Source organism: Arthrobacter sp. SAFR-023 (genome assembly GCF_051965295.1).
Taxonomy (GTDB): Bacteria; Actinomycetota; Actinomycetes; order Actinomycetales; family Micrococcaceae; genus Arthrobacter.
In genome coordinates this window covers 119,012-132,264 of sequence record NZ_JBQCMF010000010.1, presented here as the reverse complement: position 1 = coordinate 132,264, position 13,253 = coordinate 119,012, and the positions used below count along the sequence as shown (strand labels likewise).

Genomic DNA, 13,253 nt, shown 5'->3' with positions numbered 1-13,253 from the left:
TTGCTCCGGTCCCTCACCAAAGCAGCGGGACCGGGCAAGAGGCGGCGCTCACGCTGCAGTTACTGCTTCGTGTACGCGACCAGCTTCTGCTCCTGGCGGCCCAGCTTCTCGATGCTGATGTCCATGCGGTCGCCCTCGCGCAAGTAGGGAAACTTGCCGGACAGTGCCACACCCTGCGGGGTCCCCGTGTTGATGATGTCGCCGGGTTCCAGGACCAGGTACTGCGACAGATGCCAGATGATGTGGGCCACCGAGAAGATCATGTCCGAGGTGTTGGAGTCCTGCCTCGTTTCCCCGTTCACGGCGGACCGCAGCCGCAGCTTCTGGGGATTCCCTACTTCCGCCGCGGGAACCAGCGCCGGGCCCAGCGGGTTGAACGTAGCGCAGCACTTGCCCTTGGACCATTGCCCGCCCGAATGGTCCACTTGGAATGCCCGCTCGGACACATCGTTGCTCACCGCATAACCGGCAACATAGTCCAGTGCTTCCTCCGGCGACTCGAGGTACGAGGCGCGTTTGCCCATGACAACGGCCAATTCAACCTCCCAGTCCACTTTCTCGGCTCCGGGCGGAATCACCACGTGGTCAAAGGCGCCAACCACGGTGTTGGGGTGTTTGAAGAAGAGAATCGGGACCGACGGCGGGGCGTCACCCGATTCTGCAGCATGGGCGGCATAGTTCTGGCCGATGCAAAGAACCGCCCCCGGCTTGGCGACGGGTGCCCCGATCCGCAGCGATGCCGCGCCTTCAAGTTCCGGCAAGCCGGCCATGAGTGCGTCGCGTACCCTGGCGATGCCGTCGTTGGCGAGAAAACCGCCGTCGATATCAGCGGTCAGGGACCGCAGATCGAAGTATTTCCCGTCTTCCCTGGCTACCGGCAGTTCCTGCCCGGGTTCGCCCAAGCGCATGAGTTCCATTTATTTGTTTCCTTGCCTGTAGAGGACGGTCAGTGCGTGTACGGCCGCAGTTTTTCCAGCGCCGGGTTCAGTTCGACTCCGAAGCCCGGGGTTTCGGGAACCTTGAGTTTGCCGTTTACCGGGACGGGCTCGCCGAGCAGCATCGGGGAAAACATGGGAACCACTTCCTCGGCCGTCGGGTGCATCATGAGGAACTCGGCAAACGGGCTGTTGGTCCGGGTAACGACAAAGTGGTACGAGTACACGGACGATCCGTGGGGAATGACCAGCGCGCCGTTGGCGTCAGCCATCGCCGAGATCTTGGTGAGTTCGGTGATACCGCCGCACCACCCCACATCGGGCTGGATGATGTCGGCGCATTCCATGTCCAGGAGCAGCTTGAAGCCCCAACGGGTGGCTTCGTGTTCGCCCGTGGTCACCAGCATCTTGGGCGGAACCTGCTTCTTGAGCTTGGCGTAGCCCCAGTAGTCATCCGGGGGAAGGGCTTCTTCGATCCATTTCAGGCCGTATTCCGCCGCGCCGTGGGCCAGCCGGGTGGCGTAGTCGAGATCAAGCGACATCCAGCAGTCGAGCATCAGCCAGAAGTCGTCGCCCACCTTTTCGCGCATGTCCCGGATCATCTCCAGGTTCTTGCGGAGGCCCTCCTCGCCCTCGGCCGGCCCGTGGTGCAGGGGCATTTTGCCGCCGATGAATCCCAGCTTCTTGGCGACGTCCGGCCGTGCGCCGGTGGCGTACATGGTCAGTTCATCGCGGACCGGCCCGCCGAGGAGAGCGTAAACGGGCTCCTGCCGGATCTTTCCCAGCAGGTCGTACAGCGCCAGGTCCACCGCGCTGATGGCGTTCAGCACCACGCCCTTGCGGCCGTAGAAGAGCGTGGACCGGTACATCTGGTCCCAGATCTTTTCGATGTCGGTCACCCGGGCACCCTCGACGAAACGGGCCAGGTGCTTCTCGACAATAAAGGCACCCAGCTCCCCAGCCGTTGTGACGGCGAAACCCACCGTGCCGTCGTCGGCCTCGATTTCGACGACGAGGGTGCCGAGGACATTCAGCCCGAAGCTCTGGCGGGACTGCCGGTATTCCGGGTAGACGGACATGGGCGTGGCGATGTGGTCGTCTATCCAGTGCCCGGCGTCCTGGTCGTGGTAGTCGGCGCCGCCGCCGCGAAGGGTATAGGCGCGGACGTGACGGATGCGGTTTTCGATGCTCACTAACTGTTCCTTGCTGAGTCGAGGCGGATCAGGACTTTGCCGGCGGTGCCATCGGCCGAGGCGAGACCGGCAAAGGCGGCGTCGGCGTCGTCCATGGTGACTTCACGGCTGATGAGTTCGGCCAGGACGGGTGACCCCTGGTCCACCCAGGCGGCGGCGTCGCGGAAATCCTGGTTGTTGTAGCAGAAGCTGCCTACGATCTCCCGTTCCTCGGTGGAGACCCGGTAGGCGTTGAAGGCCAGTTCGGGTGAGCCCATGCCCACCAGCGAAACGACGCCGCCGAACTTGGTGGCTTCCAGGGCGCCGGCGATCGTAGGCTTGATGCCAACGGCATCCACCGTTGTGTCGGCCAGGGTCCCGAAGGCGGCCCGGACCTGCTCGTCCAGTGGGGCGGCAGCGGGGTCGAGGGGCTGCGCGCCAAGGCGCTGGCACAGGGCACGCCGGGCAGGGTCCATCTCGGAGACGAGGACCTGCCCTGCCCCTTCCTGGATGGCGGCAAGGATGACGGACTGGCCGATGGGGCCGCCGCCGATCACCAGGACCTTTTGGCCGGTGCTGATGCGGGCCCGCCGGACGGCGTGGAACGCAACGGCCAGGGGCTCGATCAATGCACCGTAGACGATCGGCGTTCCCGCGGACAGTGCCACGACGTTCTGCGCGGGCACCGCCACCTGCTCGGCGAAAGCCGAGACGATGGACGGGTTGACGCCGATCACGGTGCGGTCGGGGCAGTGCTGCTGCTGGCCGGCGTCGCACGCTTCACAGGCGTTGCAGCTGATGAGCGGGTTGAACGTGACGGGCTGGCCGACGGCGAGGCCGTATGCATCTGCCCCGGCACCGAGCGCGGCGATGCGTCCCACCGTTTCGTGCCCCATGACCTGTCCTGGGACCCGGCGCCCGTTCTCACCCGTGTAGCCGTGGATGTCCGATCCGCAGATGCCGGTGGCTACGACGTCGATCAGGACATCGCCGGGGCCAGCCATCGGTTCGTCCCGTTCCACGACCACCAGTTGGTGGAAGTCTTTCAGTTCAAGGGCCTTCATCAGTGCACTTTCTCTTCGGTGGGCTGGGTAAGCGGCGTGCTGTCAACGACCTTGCTGACCCGGTGGCTGTTGTAGAGCAGGACGGCGCCGAGCAGTGCTGTGAAGGCGAGCAGGAAGAGTCCTGCCTTGGGGCCGAAGGACGATTCTGCCCAGGTCTTTGCGATGGGGGCGACAAAACCTCCCAGGCTGCCAATGGAGTTGATCAGCGCGATGCCGCCTGCAGCGGCTGCTCCGACGAGCATCGCAGTGGGCAGCGTCCAGAACACCGGCTGTACGCTGATGAATCCGGCTGCGCCCAGGGACAGTGCCGCCAGCCCCATGAGCGGATTGTCAGTAAGCGCGGAGCCAAAAATACCGATCGCGGCAGCCGTGAGGGAAGCAGCGGCCACGAGGCGGCGGCGTCCGGTCCGGTCTGCCAGCCGGCTGAGCAGGAAGGTGGCGATCATGGCGATGCCCCAGGGCACCGCCGTCATCAGGCCGACGCCGAGCCCCACCTTGCTGCCGACCAGCGCGGCGATCTGGGTGGGCAGGTAGAAGGTGACGCCGTAGACGCTCATCTGGATGGTGAAGTAGATGACGCAGAAGTAGAGGACCTTCGGGTTGGTCAGTGCTCGCAGGGCGCCCTTTGGAGAGTGGTCCGCTTTGGCCCCTTCCTCCGCGTCGAGGGCGGCGATAAGCGTCGAGCGTTCACTCGCGTTCAGCCACTTGGCATCGGCCGGGCCGTTGTCCAGGTAGGAGAATGCCCAAAGTCCGACGGCGACCGTGAGGGCTCCAGTGGCGACAAACATCAGCTGCCAGCCCTGGAGTCCGCCCAGGCCGTCGAGGTCCAGAAGCAGGCCTGAGAGCGGTCCGCCGAAGATGAAGGCGAGCGGTGCGCCGAAGTAGAAGAGGCCATTGACGCGGCCGCGGAACTGCGCGGGGATCCAGTAGGTCAGGTACAGGATCACGCCGGGGAAGAAGCCCGCCTCCGTGATGCCGAGCAGGACCCGGAGGAGATAGAAGGACCATTCGTTCTGGGCGAACATCATGAGTGCCGAGACGATGCCCCAGCTGATCATGATCCGTGCCAGCCAGATCTTGGCACCGAGCCGCCGCATCAGGATGTTGCTGGGGACCTCCAGGGCAGCGTAGCCGAGGAAGAAGATCCCGGCGCCCAGCGCGTACGCAGCGTCCGACAGGCCCGTGTCGGCCTGGTAGGCGGCCTTGGCGAACCCGAGGTTGGAGCGGTCAAGGAACGCCAGGATGTACATCAGCAGCAGGACGGGAATTAGCCGCCGGGTAACTCGCTTGACGATCGGCGCCAGCGCTTCGCTGGTGGGAGCAGGCACTTGCTTGGACAAAGTAACTCCTCATTGAGTTCATGAGCATGAATTAGAGTTCAAGAATGTGAACAGGATGAGTATGGCACAGGTCACTCCAAGCAGCAACAGTTACGTGATGGCCTCTATCAGGCAGGGCCATACAGCCTGTTTAAGACGCTTTCACCAGCGCGGCGGGCAAAGCAATCCCCGGCTCACGGACTCCCAGGAGAGCGCGGATTTCCTGCGCTGCTCCTGCTAGCGGCCGCAGGATGCTTCCCGGCCACTCCTCGTCCGTCCGTAGGGTCGGCATCGTCACCGAAAGTGCAGCGTTCATTCCTCCGCCGGCCTCGCTGGTAAGCGGAACGGCTACGCAACGGCATCCGTCGAGGTATTCCTCGTCATCCACCGCGAACCCGCTGGCCTTCGCCTGGGCAACCAGTTCCGCCAGATCCTTCACGTCGGTAACGGTTTTTGCCGTCAGGCGCGGCAACGCCACGGAGCTGAGCCGCTGCAGCGCATCCTCGGGCTCAAGCATGCTCAGTAGTGCCTTGCCGATTCCGGTGGCGTGTGCCAGAAGGCGCATTCCTACCGAGGACCCCAGCCTCATTCCGCTGGATGCCTGGCTGATCGCAATGTACACGTTCTCCACACCGTCAAGGAGTGCTAGTTGAACTGTCTCCCCCAACGAGCTGGAAAGCCGGTCCATAACGGGCTTCGCGACGTTTGCCAGGGTCTGGTGTCCGGTGTACAGCTGGCCAACCTGCCAGGCCCTCAGTCCCAGCGAATACTGCCGGTTGGCTGCATTGTGGTCCAGCCAGCCCGCGGAACACAGCGTATTCAGCAGCCCGTGTGCGCTGGACCGGGGCAACCGGAGGGCCTCGAGGATCTCGGTGAAACTTGCCGATCCTTTTCCGGCAACAAATTCCACCACAGTCAGGGCCCGGTCGGCCGACTTCACTGTCGGGTTTGTCCGGTCTTCGTTCATGTCTGCTCCCGAGATTGATGCGGCCCGCCGACGGTTGACTCAGAACGGGCTAGTTCGCATACATGAATAGTAGGCCGCGCAGTCGTGCTTTTTCGAAGACAAGGGCAGCAGCGTCTTCAGTAGGTGCTGTGCCGGCTTGTGCCACTGGTACCGATCGGCGCGCAGGCGTAGCGTCGGTTTGAGCAGGATGATCGTAGGAGGATCCGCTCGGCGAACGCGGCGCTGAGCCGTTGACGCCGATCCTTTGAAGGAGCAGGGATGGCTGGATGGAATGCTGACACTGCTGCAGGTTCGCCGGGGCCAGGCGCGGTCACCCTGGTGGAGGGCTCATCATTCTGCATCTCCGGGGCGAACGGCGACATCAGCCCGGAGTATCCGCATGGGGTTTTCTTTGAGGACACCCGCATCCTGTCCGCTTGGCATCTGACCGTTAACGGAGCCCCATTGGAGTCCCTCGCCGCCAAGACCAAGGAACCGTTTAGGGCCCTGTTCGCCGGCCGCGTCCCCCGCCCGGACGGGCACGCGGACAGCCCGCTGATCGTCGAACGCCTTCGCGAGGTGGGCACCGGAATCCTGGAACAGATCACCGTCAGGAACTACGCGACGGCACCGGCCGACTGCGTGGTCTCCCTCAGGGTCGATGCGGACTTCGCTGACCTCTTCGAGGTGAAGGAGGCGCGCGTTCAGCGGCGCTGGGACGAGTCCCGCCAGGCGGACGGTGATGCGCTGACCATCCGGGCCGTCTGGCAGGACATCCGGAAAGGCGTCGTCGTGTCAGGCATCGGCGCAGAAGCCACACCGGAGGCCCTGACGTATCACGCCGTTGTCCCAGCGCATGGGGAATGGAGCACCACCGTCAGCGTGGTGCCCACCGCAGACATGTCCGGTCCGGCGGCGCCCTTTGTTCGTTCGGACGAGGGTGGGCTGTCTCCGCGCGACCTCCGCCGGCAGGAGTGGGTGTCAAAGATTCCGATGCTGCGCATGGGCAACCGCTCCATCGAGCGGACGCTCCGCCGCAGCTATGACGATCTGGGAGCACTTCGCATCGAGGACCCGGACCACCCGGACCGGATCGTGGTGGCCGCCGGCGCGCCCTGGTTCATGGCGCTGTTCGGCCGGGACTCCCTGTGGGCCTCCCTGATGGCGCTGCCGGTGGATCCGTCCCTGGCCTTCGGCACCATCCAGACCCTCGCAGAGCGTCAGGGCAGCGTGGTAGATGTGATGAGCGAGGAGGAACCAGGGAAGATCCTGCACGAGGTCAGGCTCGATGTCTCCAGCGGCCTGGCCCTGGGTGGCAAGTCCGCCTACTACGGCAGCGTCGACGCCACGCCTCTGTTCGTGGCCCTGTTCGGGGAAGTCAGCCGCTGGGGATTCGCCGCAGAAACCATCTCGGAACTGCTGCCGCACGTGGACCGGGCCCTGGACTGGATCCGCGACTACGGCGACAAGGACGGCGACGGCTTCGTCGAGTACGAACGCCTCAACGACAGCGGTTTAATCAACCAGGGCTGGAAGGACTCGTGGGACGGAATCAACTTCGCGGACGGCACCCTGGCCGAGCCCCCGATCGCGCTCTGCGAGGTGCAGGCCTACGTCTACAGCGCCTACATGGCGCGGTCCTGGATAGCTTACGACGCCGGCGACTTGGCTCTTGCGGCCAAGTACCGGAGCCTCGGGGCACAGTTGAAGAGGCAGTTCAACGAACAGTTCTGGTTGCCGGACCGCGGCTACTACGCGGTCGCACTGGACGGCCACAAGCGGCCGGTGGACGCTTGCACTTCCAACATGGGGCAATGCCTGCTGTTTGGGATCATCGATGCGGATAAGGCCCCGCTGGTGGCGGAACGGCTCATGTCCCCCGAGATGTTCAGCGGCTGGGGCGTGCGAACCCTGGCCAGCAACATGGGCGCCTACAACCCCGCCAGCTACCACAACGGATCGGTCTGGCCCCACGACAATGCGATCATCGCGTCAGGTCTCCTGCGCTACGGCCTCGTCGAGCAGGCCCAGCGGATCTCCACAGCCTTGTTTGAGGCGGCCGAGTACTCGGAAGGACGGCTGCCGGAATTGTTCTGCGGCTTCAGCCGCGAGCACTTCGACGAACCCGTCCCCTATCCCACGGCATGCTCGCCGCAGGCGTGGGCCGCCACCACGCCGATCCAGCTCGTGAAGAGCCTGATGGGCTACTACGCCGACGTCGCCCGAGGCGGCCTCTGGATGGATCCCGTTCTTCCCGAATCCTACGGCGACCTGCACATCACCAACGCCCCCATGGCCGACAGCCGGATCACCATCGATATTTCCGGTTCCGTCGCGAACGTTCAGGGACTGCCCGAAGGCATGCTGTTCCACCACGGAATCCGCCCCTGGGCGTCTGACCTCGCGGAAAAGGTGAACCATGCAGGTGATGAGCATCGCCCGGTTCCGCCGCTGTGAGGAGACCGGCTTTGATCTTGGAGGCATTCTCCGGGTACGTGCTTTTAGGCTGGTCGCCGCTGCAACCGACGCCGGACTGAATGCCTTTTCGCCGGGCAAAATTCCGTAGCACCGTGCCTCGAAGTTCAATGTACGATCTCCCTCAGTGAGCGGCACAACGCCGAACACCTTGCCGGAGTCTTGCTGGGGAGCGACCAAATGTTGGAACTGAACCGCATCTACTGGACACGGGTGGCCCTTCGGGTGGCATAAGCGCGGCCACTGTTTGGCTCATCGCCGCAGCCATCCTTTCCTTCCAGCCGAACACAACCCACGTAACCCTCGGCAAGACCGGCTCCTCGGTCGCCAGCATCCTGCGCGAGATGTTCGACGGCCTCCTGGCGGCCGTCACAGCCCCGGGGCTCGTCATTGTTGCCCTGATCACCACAGTGCTCATCATCCGCTCCCGCGACGTGCGGCGCCGCGATCCCGTACGCCGCTTCACCCGGCAGCAGCGCCGCGAAGGAATGGCCCGGGCCGGCGGCCAGTGCGAAATGGAAGCCGGCTTCCGCCGTCGTTGCTCACGTCCTGCAGAGCACGGCGACCATTTCTACCCCTGGTCCAAGGGCGGGTCTACCAGCTTGCAGAACTTCGTCGCTGCCTGCGCCAGATGCAATCGGGCGAAGGGCGCACACATCCCGTCGCCTGTGCAGCAGGAGAGACTGGAACGACGGCGGACTGCTTACGTTTTGTCGGAGGACGCAGTCCGCGTCGGCGAGCGCCTGGAGCTGCCCTGAGTCGCTTATCCTCCCTTTGTCCTGGCCTGAACCAAGTTGCCGAAGGGCAGTTTTCCGTAAATGCTGACGAACTCAGCGTGGTACGCGGCTTCGGCAGAATTCACCACCTCAGCTGGCAGCTCCTTCCAAGCGATAACCAGCGATCGCGAGTTGGCGAGTTGCCAAATGAGCCGGCCGCCCCAATGGCCGACAGGCTTCCCGCGGCCGAAGTCAGTGAACTCTTGAATACGCTTTCGCAGTCCGCGGTTACCGGTGCTTCCCGATCGAAGCCTTCGGGTTTAAGCACTGCATAGATTCCGGGAGCCTGCGGAACGCGATTGATCTCCAACTGTTCGAACGACCGGAATCCGGTGAACCCGTCCGCTTTTAGCGTCCGTTTGTTGATTTGCAATACGCATTCCTTAGCTCGAGACACGGTTCAAGTGCGGTTGGTGCCTCAGAGTGGCAAGGGGTGGCGGAGCACGCCGTGGGGCGTTCCCCTACCGGCGAGGAGGCGGCAACTTTCGATGGCATCGATCTCCAAACAGTCGCTCCCCGGACTCCCCGCGCGGGTGAACATGCCGCCGGCCGGACCGGTCAGCTTCAAGGTGAACGGTTCCGTGTGGCTGGTCGCCCATTCTGCGACGATGTCTTCGACGAGACGGCCATCGTGGTCACGGGTCGGGCTCAGGTCTCGGCCGGTCGCCCGGCAGATGTCAATACGGTGCATCCACACGTCCCGGGTGAACCCAATGTCGAAGAGGTACCCAAGCGGCTGCCATCCGATGTCGACTCCGTCCATCTCGCCCAGAGGCAGGAGCCGAAGGCCCCGGACGGCGGCTGGCATCCGTTGGCGAGCCCTAAGCGCCGCGCTGGAAGCGGACCCCCAGCGGGACGGAATGTCGGCGGCAGTCAGGGCCCTACGGTTCTGAAGCTGGGCCTCGTTGACCCCGTCGACCCAGTGCCGGCCGCCGATTTGTGCGGTGAGCTTGCGTCCCTGCCAGACCTGGCGCAGGAACTCCAGGGGTGAGGACTGTGCCTCCGCGGAGGCGATGACGTGGACAGCGACGTCGCGCACCGTCCAGCGGGTGCAGTCGGTGGCCTTCTGCCAGTCTGCGGAGCTGAGTTGCTGCAACAGGACAAGAAATCGCCGATTTTCCTCTGCTGTGATCTGCATGGCTTCGTCGTGTGCGATTCGGACGACCGCAGCGACGTCTGTAGGAGCTTTGTCCGCCGGCATGGCGATCCCTGCCTTCGCTTACGGCGGGTCGGACCGGGTCCGGTTCCGCCTGTCCAGATATTCGAAAAACATGTCAAGAACAGTGTCCAGCTGTGAGACCCAGCGGGAGCCCCCTGGTTCATTGGCCAGTTGCTGGCTGGACAATCCGGCCACGAGAGCGGTGAAGATGTCGACGTCCGACGGCGCCGTGAGCCCGGCGTCGATGAGTTTCAGGGAGTATTTTGCCTGCATCTTCAGAGCTGGCGCATACGCTTCTGCGGACGGCTCGAAGCCCGGAATGGTGCGTTGAAAGATGAGCTGGCTCTGGATCGGATGGGAGACCCCAAACTCCAGTACGGTTCGTGCGAGCATCCTTGCGCCGGCCCGGGGCGATTCCGGGTAAGGCACATGATCGACCGTGTCGAGCAGTGCGCCTGCGGCTTCGGCGAACATTGCGTCGATCAGTGCGTTCTTGGAAGGGAAGTAGGAATAGAGGGACGGCTGGCGCAGCCCAACCCTGCGGGCGACCTGAGTCAGCGATATGGCGGACAAACCCTGGGCCTCAGCCTCAGCCCAAGCCGCCTGGATGATTTCGCCGCGTCGGGCAGCATGACGGCCCGGGCGCGGGTCCTGCGGCTTAGCCTTAGCCTCCACAAGACCTCTCTTTGAAAGTGTTGTGGGTTAAGCCTAGGACTATCTCGCCTATTGTCAATAGTTTTCCTATAGCTCATAGGTAAACTGCACCGACCCATCCGGCCACCAACTGAACTGTGTGATTCAGTCCCTCCAGACTTCAACCCACACCCCGCCCTGGAGCTTTTGTACAGGTATCACGGCTTGGATCGTGCCAAACGCGGATTATCTGTACAAAAACTCCGGGTGAGGGGCGTGGTCAGGCGACCGCGGGCACCTGGTTCGCGGACTGAAGTGCCGCCGTCGTGCTTTCCGCGGCACTAAGCGACAGCAGCCTCTCCACCAGGTGCGGCGCAAAGTCGCCATCCAAGGAAAGCACCACTCGGCAGCGGGCGCCCGATTGCTCCGGGTAGTCCATGTAGAGCCCGCGCAGGTCGCACACGGTCTGCCCGCGGCTAGGCCCGGATGTGGTGTCGACGTCCACATGAACCACCGGCGCAACGGCAGCCGTCACGGCACCCACCGCGAGCGCCGCCGCGAGGGGGTCATGCATGGCGGAGCAGGCACGGCCGAAGATGCCCTCGTAGAACCGGAAGTAGTAGCCCAGCATCTCCCCCAGCGCCCGCGGCACGGAACCGGACGAGGCCAGCAGCTCCTGCCGGTGGTTCTCCTCCAGCACGTTGGTCATGGTCACGTCCAGCGGCACCAGGGTCACGTTCCAGTCGGCGGACAGCACAAGCGCAGCGGCCTCGGGGTCGTTGGCGATGTTCGCCTCGGCCACGGGCGTGAGGTTCCCCGGGGCCAGGGCCGCGCCGCCCATGATGGTGATCTCCGCAATCAGCTCCGGCAGGGAAGGCTCCAGCCGCAGCGCCTCGGCGATGTTGGTCAGCGGGCCGATGGCCAGGACCCGCAGCGTGCCGGGGTGCTCGTGCGCGAGCCGCACCAGCATCTCCGCCGCCGTCTCCGGCGCAAGGGAAACAGAGGACTCAGACAGCGAAACCTCGCCGATGCCGTTGGAACCGTGCACCCACGGCGCTCCCCCGCCGAAGGAACCGGCGAGAGGGTTGTGCGCGCCGAGGGCGACGGGGATGTGCGCGTGCCCGGCGAGCTCCAGCAGGTCCAGGGTGTTGCGGGCGCCGACGGCGGCACTGACGTTGCCGCTCACGGCGCCAATCCCCCGCACGTCCGCCTCCGGGGAGGCGAGCAGGTAGGCCAGGGCGAGGGCGTCGTCGATGCCGGTGTCGCAGTCAAGGTAGAACGGGTGGCTGGTCATGGGAGTGGTTCTTCTTTCGGTTCGTGCGGAAGGATCAGAGGGTCTCGCCCTTGGGGGCGGCGACGAAGAGGCTGACGATAAACGCGGCGGCAGTGATGGCCACCGAGATCCAGAGAGCGGTGGCGTAGCCGGCGGACGTCGCCTGCGCGGCGAACGGGGCAACAACCACGACGCCGAGGCTCGCCCCGATGCCGAAGGACGCACCATTGATGCCGGGCAGGGCGGCCGGGGCCTCCTTGGGCGAGAGCAGGACGGAGAGTCCGTTGATCGCGGTGAGGAAGAGGCCGTTGTAGAAGATGCCGAGGGCAGCGACGGCGGCCATCACCGCCACCTGGTTGCCGGCGAACAGGGCGGCAGCCACGGCGGACGCCAGGCTCAGCGCCGTCCCAAAACGGAGGGTCTTGATCCACCCGCGGCGGCCGGCGAGCCACCCGGCCAAAGGTGCGGCAAACACACCAATCAATGCAGCCGGGGTGAGGAACAGCAGGGCCGAGAGAGAAGCACTGAGCCCGAACCCGGCGTCGTGATCCTGGCTGAGCAGCACCACGGTGAAGTTCATGACGGCGAAGATGCCGGCGAGGGTCAGGACGGTGGTGGCGATGACGGGCCACACCTGGCGGGAGCGCAGGTGGTGGACGGCGATGAGCGGGTGGCTGCGCCGTTTCTCGATCATCCAGAAGGCGGCGAACGACGCCACGGTGCCGGCCAGCAGGGCCAGGGTGCCGGGGGCGGTCCAGCCGGCGGCGGACCCGCCGGAGACGAAGTAGGTGATGAACACCAGGAACACCGAGAGCGAGCCCGCTCCCCACCAGTCCATGGCGCCGCGGACACCCTGTGGCCGTCCCGTCGGGACAGTCCTGAGGATGCAGACGGCGGCGACGGCGGTGAGCACCAGCACGACGGCGAAGATGGACCGGAAGCCGAGGGTCTCGGACATCAGGCCGCCGACGTAGCCGTCCACTCCCCCGATGCCGCCGTTGATGGCGGCGATGATGCCCACGGAGGTGCCGAAGACACGCGGCTGCAGGTTTTCGCTGAGCACGATGTAGGAGAGGGCGAAGACCGCGCTGGACACGCCCTGTAGGAAGCGGCCCGCGATGAGGATCGGTAGCGTCGGGGCGGCGATGCAGAGGACGGTGCCGGCGCCCATGATGGCCAGGACCAGCAGGAGGGCGGCGCGGCGGCCGATGAAGTCGCTCCACCTGCCGATCACCGGGCCGGCGATGGCGCCGGCGAGGAAGAACATGGACTGCACCGGGGCGGCGGCGTCGGCTCCCAGGCCGAAGCTGGCGGCGATCTGCGGCAGCGCCGGGGTGACCATGCTGGCGTTGAGCTGGAAGGACAGCACGCCGAGCAGGAGGGTGACGATGAGCAGGGCGGCGCTGCGGCCGCCAAGTTTGGTCTGGTCCACTGCTTCATTGTCGACGGCGGGAGGCGGCGAAGCGGTGCCCGCGGCTGGTGTGTTCACATCAAACTCCTT

The 13,253-nt window shown here is 64.9% G+C and carries 11 protein-coding genes and 1 pseudogene; 2 read left to right on the top strand and 10 right to left on the bottom strand.

Annotated elements, in window-relative coordinates; genetic code table 11:
- Window positions 1-59 precede the first annotated feature (59 nt).
- The 5 genes from ACTHQX_RS12450 to ACTHQX_RS12430 form a co-directional block, all read right to left on the bottom strand.
- A complete protein-coding gene (locus ACTHQX_RS12450) occupies window positions 60-917 on the bottom strand; it encodes a fumarylacetoacetate hydrolase family protein (protein ID WP_440159242.1) in 858 nt (285 codons plus the stop codon).
- 29 nt (window positions 918-946) lie between these two features.
- Window positions 947-2,128, bottom strand: a complete 1,182-nt coding sequence (gene rhmD / locus ACTHQX_RS12445) for an L-rhamnonate dehydratase (protein ID WP_440159241.1) — start codon at window positions 2,126-2,128, stop codon at window positions 947-949.
- A complete protein-coding gene (locus ACTHQX_RS12440) occupies window positions 2,128-3,171 on the bottom strand; it encodes a zinc-dependent alcohol dehydrogenase (protein WP_440159240.1) in 1,044 nt (347 codons plus the stop codon). Before ACTHQX_RS12440 ends, rhmD begins: the two co-directional genes overlap by 1 nt.
- The gene (locus ACTHQX_RS12435) at window positions 3,171-4,511 is read right to left on the bottom strand and encodes an MFS transporter (protein ID WP_440159239.1); all 1,341 of its coding nucleotides are present in this window, start codon (window positions 4,509-4,511) and stop codon (window positions 3,171-3,173) included. Before ACTHQX_RS12435 ends, ACTHQX_RS12440 begins: the two co-directional genes overlap by 1 nt.
- A 130-nt stretch (window positions 4,512-4,641) precedes the next feature.
- On the bottom strand, window positions 4,642-5,457 hold the full coding sequence (locus ACTHQX_RS12430) for an IclR family transcriptional regulator (protein ID WP_440159238.1): 816 nt from the start codon (window positions 5,455-5,457) through the stop codon (window positions 4,642-4,644).
- 258 nt (window positions 5,458-5,715) lie between these two features.
- Here ACTHQX_RS12430 and ACTHQX_RS12425 point away from each other — a divergent pair, with 258 nt between their 5' ends.
- The gene (locus tag ACTHQX_RS12425; protein WP_440159237.1) at window positions 5,716-7,893 is read left to right on the top strand and encodes an amylo-alpha-1,6-glucosidase; all 2,178 of its coding nucleotides are present in this window, start codon (window positions 5,716-5,718) and stop codon (window positions 7,891-7,893) included.
- Between the two features lie 362 nt (window positions 7,894-8,255).
- Window positions 8,256-8,669: an HNH endonuclease gene (locus tag ACTHQX_RS12420; protein ID WP_440159236.1), complete on the top strand. Its 414-nt coding sequence runs from the start codon at window positions 8,256-8,258 to the stop codon at window positions 8,667-8,669.
- Window positions 8,670-8,674: 5 nt separating this feature from the next.
- Here ACTHQX_RS12420 and ACTHQX_RS12415 read toward each other — a convergent pair.
- The 5 genes and pseudogenes from ACTHQX_RS12415 to ACTHQX_RS12395 all read right to left on the bottom strand — a co-directional run bounded on the left by ACTHQX_RS12415 (window position 8,675) and on the right by ACTHQX_RS12395 (window position 13,241).
- Window positions 8,675-9,060: pseudogene (locus ACTHQX_RS12415) on the bottom strand (hypothetical protein).
- Window positions 9,061-9,105: 45 nt separating this feature from the next.
- A complete protein-coding gene (locus ACTHQX_RS12410) occupies window positions 9,106-9,825 on the bottom strand; it encodes a maleylpyruvate isomerase family mycothiol-dependent enzyme (protein WP_440159234.1) in 720 nt (239 codons plus the stop codon).
- A gap of 81 nt (window positions 9,826-9,906) precedes the next feature.
- On the bottom strand, window positions 9,907-10,521 hold the full coding sequence (locus ACTHQX_RS12405; protein ID WP_440159233.1) for a TetR/AcrR family transcriptional regulator: 615 nt from the start codon (window positions 10,519-10,521) through the stop codon (window positions 9,907-9,909).
- Window positions 10,522-10,759: 238 nt separating this feature from the next.
- Entirely contained in the window at window positions 10,760-11,773 is a 1,014-nt protein-coding gene (locus ACTHQX_RS12400; RefSeq protein WP_440174595.1) for a nucleoside hydrolase, read from the bottom strand.
- Window positions 11,774-11,807: 34 nt separating this feature from the next.
- The gene (locus tag ACTHQX_RS12395; protein WP_440158002.1) at window positions 11,808-13,241 is read right to left on the bottom strand and encodes an MFS transporter; all 1,434 of its coding nucleotides are present in this window, start codon (window positions 13,239-13,241) and stop codon (window positions 11,808-11,810) included.
- Window positions 13,242-13,253: the final 12 nt, after the last annotated feature.

Excerpts from the sequence above, each read along its gene's own strand:
- ACTHQX_RS12430 (WP_440159238.1), bottom strand. The coding sequence starts at position 5,457 with ATGAACGAAGACCGGACAAACCCGACAGTGAAGTCGGCCGACCGGGCC.
- ACTHQX_RS12420 (WP_440159236.1), top strand. The coding sequence starts at position 8,256 with ATGTTCGACGGCCTCCTGGCGGCCGTCACAGCCCCGGGGCTCGTCATT.
- ACTHQX_RS12425 (WP_440159237.1), top strand. The coding sequence starts at position 5,716 with ATGGCTGGATGGAATGCTGACACTGCTGCAGGTTCGCCGGGGCCAGGC.
- ACTHQX_RS12400 (WP_440174595.1), bottom strand. The coding sequence starts at position 11,773 with ATGACCAGCCACCCGTTCTACCTTGACTGCGACACCGGCATCGACGAC.
- ACTHQX_RS12440 (WP_440159240.1), bottom strand. The coding sequence starts at position 3,171 with ATGAAGGCCCTTGAACTGAAAGACTTCCACCAACTGGTGGTCGTGGAA.
- ACTHQX_RS12450 (WP_440159242.1), bottom strand. The coding sequence starts at position 917 with ATGGAACTCATGCGCTTGGGCGAACCCGGGCAGGAACTGCCGGTAGCC.
- ACTHQX_RS12410 (WP_440159234.1), bottom strand. The coding sequence starts at position 9,825 with ATGCAGATCACAGCAGAGGAAAATCGGCGATTTCTTGTCCTGTTGCAG.